The sequence below is a fragment of the Dolichospermum sp. UHCC 0260 genome, from assembly GCF_009711985.1.
Classification (GTDB): domain Bacteria; phylum Cyanobacteriota; class Cyanobacteriia; order Cyanobacteriales; family Nostocaceae; genus Dolichospermum; species Dolichospermum lemmermannii.
Genome location: NZ_VIKZ01000001.1, coordinates 136,245 through 141,892 on the forward strand (window position 1 = coordinate 136,245; position 5,648 = coordinate 141,892).

Annotated in this window: 4 protein-coding genes; 1 reads left to right on the forward strand and 3 read right to left on the reverse strand. The window is 41.2% G+C overall.

What is annotated here, in order from left to right:
* Positions 1–114: 114 nt before the first annotated feature.
* The 3 genes from clpX to tig form a co-directional block, all read right to left on the reverse strand.
* Positions 115–1,458: an ATP-dependent protease ATP-binding subunit ClpX gene (clpX, locus tag FJR08_RS00670; RefSeq protein WP_168631826.1), complete on the reverse strand. Its 1,344-nt coding sequence runs from the start codon at positions 1,456–1,458 to the stop codon at positions 115–117.
* Positions 1,459–1,488: 30 nt separating this feature from the next.
* Complete coding sequence (gene clpP, locus FJR08_RS00675) at positions 1,489–2,166, reverse strand: ATP-dependent Clp endopeptidase proteolytic subunit ClpP (RefSeq protein WP_168631827.1); 678 nt, start codon at positions 2,164–2,166, stop codon at positions 1,489–1,491.
* Positions 2,167–2,313: 147 nt separating this feature from the next.
* The gene (tig, locus tag FJR08_RS00680) at positions 2,314–3,723 is read right to left on the reverse strand and encodes a trigger factor (protein WP_168631828.1); all 1,410 of its coding nucleotides are present in this window, start codon (positions 3,721–3,723) and stop codon (positions 2,314–2,316) included.
* Between the two features lie 822 nt (positions 3,724–4,545).
* Here tig and FJR08_RS00685 point away from each other — a divergent pair.
* Complete coding sequence (locus tag FJR08_RS00685; RefSeq protein ID WP_148763626.1) at positions 4,546–5,577, forward strand: aspartate-semialdehyde dehydrogenase; 1,032 nt, start codon at positions 4,546–4,548, stop codon at positions 5,575–5,577.
* Positions 5,578–5,648: the final 71 nt, after the last annotated feature.

The following is a 5,648-nucleotide window of genomic DNA, read 5'->3' on the forward strand; positions in this document are numbered from 1 at the left end:
TTCCAAATGCTGCTGACAACTGTACGGGCGAAGCATTTGGAGAACTATTTTTGGCAATGACCGATAATTTATCTTCCAAATGCTTCGCCCCTACTGACAATTGACAACTGACAATTAAGCCGACTCTGGTTTAGGTAAAGAAGAAGGATGTACTATCAGTTCCGCAGTAGAACGTTTTTCCACCATTTCCTTAGTAATAGTACAGCGAGTCACATCCTTGCGAGAGGGTAACTCATACATTACATCCAGCATCAACTCTTCCACAATACCACGTAAAGCCCGCGCTCCAGTTTTTCGCCGATAAGCCTCTTGAGCGATCGCTCGCAACGCATCTGGTTTAAAATCTAACTGGACATTGTCCATATTCAGCAGTTTTTGGTACTGCTTCACCAAAGCGCTGCGTGGTTCAGTCAGAATTGCCATCAGCGCGTCCTCATCCAGAGGATCTACCACAGCCACCATGGGAATCCGCCCAATAAACTCAGGAATCATGCCAAATTTCACCAAATCATCCGGTTGCAAATGACGCAATGTATCCGCAGCGCGTTTTTCCTTAGTTTGCACATCTCCTGGTTGAACAAAGCCGATTGACTTTTTACCCACTCTCTGATCTACAACCTTTTCCAAACCGACAAAAGCCCCACCACAGACAAACAAAATATTACTCGTATCAATTTGGATACAATCTTGATACGGGTGCTTACGTCCGCCTTGAGGGGGAACATTAGCAACAGTCCCCTCCAACATTTTCAGTAAAGCCTGTTGTACCCCTTCTCCAGAAACATCCCTGGTAATCGAGGGATTTTCACTCTTGCGGGCGATTTTATCAATTTCATCAATGTAGATAATACCCCGTTGAGCCTCTTCCACATCCAAATCCGCCACCTGCAACAAACGCAACAAGATATTTTCCACATCTTCCCCCACATACCCCGCTTCAGTTAGGGTTGTAGCATCAGCCACAGCAAAGGGGACATCCAGAATTTTAGCGAGAGTTTGTGCCAATAAAGTCTTACCGCAACCAGTCGGACCAATAAGTAAAATATTGGACTTTTGTAGTTCTATAGCATCATCAGCCTCAACTTTGGCACTGCATTTAGCCTGAAGAATAGCCAACCGTTTGTAGTGATTGTAAACAGCGACAGATAGCACTTTTTTAGCTTCATCTTGGCCGATCACGTGTTCGTCTAAATAATTTTTAATCTCCCTCGGTTTAGGAATTTGATTAAATGAGAGATTAGACGAACGTGTCCGCCGTTTTTCCGCTGGTTCTGACTTTTGAGTTGGTTGTGATGCTGCCGCAGTATTAGTATCCAGCAACTCCTCATCAAGGATTTCATTACACAAGTCAACGCATTCATCGCAGATGTAGACTCCCGGACCTGCGATTAATTTACGGACTTGCTCTTGAGACTTACCACAAAATGAACATTTTAAATGGGAGTCGTACTTAGACATATCAGCCTCTTATTTCAGAATGATGACGATTTACCCTGCTGTGGGCAGATTTTGTCGAGAAATGACCTGATCAATCAAACCATAATTCTTCGCCTCTTCTGCTGACATGAAAAAGTCGCGCTCGGTATCAGTTTCAATTCTGTCTAAGGGTTGACCAGTATGTTTAGACATTAACTGATTTAATTCACCCTTGATGTAAAGGATTTCTCGCGCTTGAATTTCAATGTCAATAGCCTGCCCTTGAGCGCCACCCAGGGGTTGGTGAATCATAATCCGGGAGTCAGGTAAGGACATCCGCTTTCCGGCAGTTCCAGATGTTAATAAAAAAGCCCCCATGCTTGCGGCTAGTCCAAAACAGATAGTTACAACATCGGGACGTATTTGTTGAATTGTATCATAGATTGCCATACCCGCGTAGACAGAGCCACCAGGAGAATTAATGTACAATTGAATATCCTTTTCCGCGTCTTCAGAATCGAGGAAAAGTAATTGGGCAACAATAGAATTAGCGACAACATCATCTATCGGTGTTCCCAAAAAAATAATCCGCTCGCGCAGTAAGCGGGAGTAGATATCAAATGCCCTTTCTCCCATCCCCGACTGTTCTACAACCATCGGTACAATGTTGCTAGAGGTGCTTAAATTGCCACTAGCCCCGATAGGACTCAAGCTGTTGATGGGGTAATTTCCTGACTGCGATACAAGCATAATCTAGAATATTTAACAATAAATGAAATGAAATTGTGAACTGTTAACCATTATGCCTTATATGGCAAAATTCAGGGCGCAGAAGGCAGGAGGCAGGGGCAGGGGCAAGAGTAAAAGAAAGAACTTTTACCCATGACCCATGACCCATTACTCAGGATTACTGGTTTCTTCTTCCTGAACTGCTTCAGCGGCTTCTGCTTCTGAATCTGGTTCTTCTGGAGGAGTTAAAGACCCTTCTGCTACTAGTTCCACAGAAGAACGTTCTAGTAACCAATCAACAATCTTTGTGGTGAGAAGTTCTTCTTGAACAACTCCACGTAATCTCTTTTCATCCAAATCTTGATCAGCATACTCTGTCAGCAATTCTGTGACTCTAGCTTCCACTTCTGCGGCTGCAACTTCAATAGATTCGCGTTTACCAATTTCTTGCAAAGATAGAGTCCGTTTAAGACGTTCTATAGCTTCAGGTTTGGATCTATCCCGTAATTGGGGAATAATTTCCTGGGTAAATAGCTTTTTCACATCTATTCCCTGCTCAGACAACTTCATTGCTGTTTGTGACAGCATAGCATCAATCTCTTGATCAATTAATGTTGTTGGCAAGTCTATTTCGACATGATTAAGCAATTCTGTTAATAAAGCTTCTTGCTGATTATTTCTGGTTTTATCTGCGGCTTCTTTTTCATACCGCTGGGTCAATGATGCCCGCAATTCCTCTAATGTCTCAAAGTCACTGACTTCTTGAGCAAAATCGTCATCCAACTCTGGCAATTCTTTAACTTTAATTTCTTTAAGCGTGATGGTAAACAGAGCCGCTTTACCAGATAATTCTTCGTTACCATAAGGATCTGGGAATTGAGCAGATACCTCTTTTGTTTCCCCAGGGTTCATACCCACTATCCCCAACACAAAACCGGGAATAAACTTATCTTCTTGTAACTCAACTTGAAAATCAGTTCCTTCTCCACCAGGAATTGGTTTGGGTTCACTGTCAGGATCATCACCTTGAGTTTTAGCAATTACACCCTTAAAGTCAATTACTGCCATATCACCGATTTCCGTAGCCCGTCCTTCTACAGGGACTAAAGTTCCTAACTTTTCTCTTTGGGCTTCAATAACGGTATCTACCTGGGTAGGATCATATTTAATTTCCTCCGCTTTGGCTTCTAAACCAGTGTATTGGTTTAACTTGATTTCTGGAATTACATCCACAGCCACCGCAAAAGTCAGGGGTTTTCCTGGTTCATAACTATTAATCAAATCATCAAAGGAAGAGCGTAATTGGGGCTGACCAAGAGCGGTAATTGCTTCTTGTTTAATTGCTTGCTCAATCCCTTCTTGAATGATTTCTTCTAGGGCAGTTGCCTTAACGCGAGTAGTACCGATACGTTGTATTAATATTTGCCGGGGTACTTTGCCTTTACGAAACCCAGGAATATTTACGGTTTTAGTTAAATTTCTCAGGACTTGCTCGTATTTTTGTGTGGTAATTTCCGATGTAATTTCTATTTCTAAACCAATTTGACTAGCGGGGAGTTTTTCCTGGGTAACTTTCATGCTTTATTTCTTGTTTTCTGGTATTTTAATCTGCTATCTAAATACTAGACAAGTCTAGACATTTACTTCTTACTTCAACGGGGGTATGGGATTGGGCATTGGTGTCAACTTAAACTAAAAATGGCTTATCTGTTGCCTTCCACAACCGTCAGGGAATAAATTCCCTGTCTCATGGCTCAAGTCCGTTTTAACGGACTAATAAATTTGCCTAGTGTTTAGTCATCAAAAGATAACTTTTATTATCAGCAAGGAGCTTGAGTTCCTTGCCGGATGGGGTTTTGCGTTAAGTTGACACCAATGGGGATTCAGTTATCCCGACTTCAGCTTACACGCTGTCTTCAAGACGTGATTATCTACTGACTAGCTATCATTCAGCTAAAAATGCTTATGAATCTCCTTAGGGAGATATCCAGTATACTGCCAAAAGTCAGGGACAAAACACTTTATGGTATTCTTCAATGGTAGCCTTAACTCCGGTAACATAACTTTACAGATTCGGCTTCTTAAAAATACCTAAAATATTAATCGCGCTTCTTTTTCTTTTTTTTTGCAGTTTGCCGTATAATAGAATGTTATACGATAGTATATAACTATATTTGATCGCTATAACTTAAATTGCTGTAAACCATGGTATCAGTTAATTTTGCCATATGAATAACAAAGTCTCAAATTCCTTAATAACCATCAAAAACTGAGATATAATCACAAAAATATGCAAATTTTACTATTTAAAATCTGCTGTTGAGCGGAACGACAGAAACATTTAATTTTTAAGTTGTCCGAAAAAAAAGTGCTAATTACCTCTTAGAGGAGGAGTCGAGTTTGTCTAAGTCCTATCGTGTAGCTATTTTGGGTGCAACTGGTGCTGTAGGTACGGAGTTGCTGGAATTACTAGAAAGTCGAAATTTTCCCCTAGCTGATTTAAAATTGTTGGCATCAGAACGCAGTGCGGGAAAAACACTCAGATTCAAAGGGGAAGATATCCCAGTTGAAGCTGTGAGCGATCGCAGTTTAGAAAATATAGATATAGTCTTAGCTAGTGCTGGAGGTAGCATCTCCAAAACATGGGCTGGGATAGCTGTGCAAAAAGGAGCAGTGGTAATTGATAATTCCAGTGCCTTTCGGATGAACCCGGATGTCCCCTTGGTAGTTCCAGAAGTAAATCCCCAAGCCGCATTTACTCACAAAGGAATTATTGCCAATCCCAACTGTACAACGATTCTTATGTCCTTGGCAGTGTGGCCTTTACATCAAGTCAAACCAGTTAAAAGGATTGTAGCTGCTACCTATCAATCTGCTAGTGGTGCTGGTGCTCAGGCCATGGAGGAAGTAAAAATCCAAAGTGACGCTATACTACAAGGAAAACAACCTGTAGCGGAAGTTTTACCTTACCCATTGGCATTTAATTTATTTACCCATAATTCTCCGATGACAGCTTGGGGATATTGTGAGGAAGAAATGAAAATGGTGAACGAAACCCGCAAAATCTTTGGTAGTCAAGAAATCAGAATTACCGCGACTTGTGTACGGGTTCCCGTCCTCCGCGCCCATTCTGAGGCGATTAATCTAGAGTTTGAAACACCTTTTGATCCAGATGAGGCCAGAGAAATTTTAAGAAAATCACCTGGTGTTAAATTAGTGGAAGATTGGCAAGCAAATTATTTCCCTATGCCCATAGATGCCAGTGGCAAAGATGAAGTTTTAGTAGGCAGAATTCGTCAGGATATTTCTCATGCTTGCGGTTTAGAATTGTGGCTATGTGGCGATCAAATTCGTAAAGGTGCAGCTTTAAATGCAGTGCAAATTGCCGAATTATTAGTAGAAAAAAATTTACTAAAATTGACTACAGTATAAGTTTAAATTCAGTCATTTGTCACCATTAATTAATAACTGACAACCGACAACTGTACGGGCGAAGCATTTGG

Excerpts from the sequence above, each read along its gene's own strand:
- clpX (WP_168631826.1), bottom strand. The coding sequence starts at position 1,458 with ATGTCTAAGTACGACTCCCATTTAAAATGTTCATTTTGTGGTAAGTCT.
- clpP (WP_168631827.1), bottom strand. The coding sequence starts at position 2,166 with ATGCTTGTATCGCAGTCAGGAAATTACCCCATCAACAGCTTGAGTCCT.
- tig (WP_168631828.1), bottom strand. The coding sequence starts at position 3,723 with ATGAAAGTTACCCAGGAAAAACTCCCCGCTAGTCAAATTGGTTTAGAA.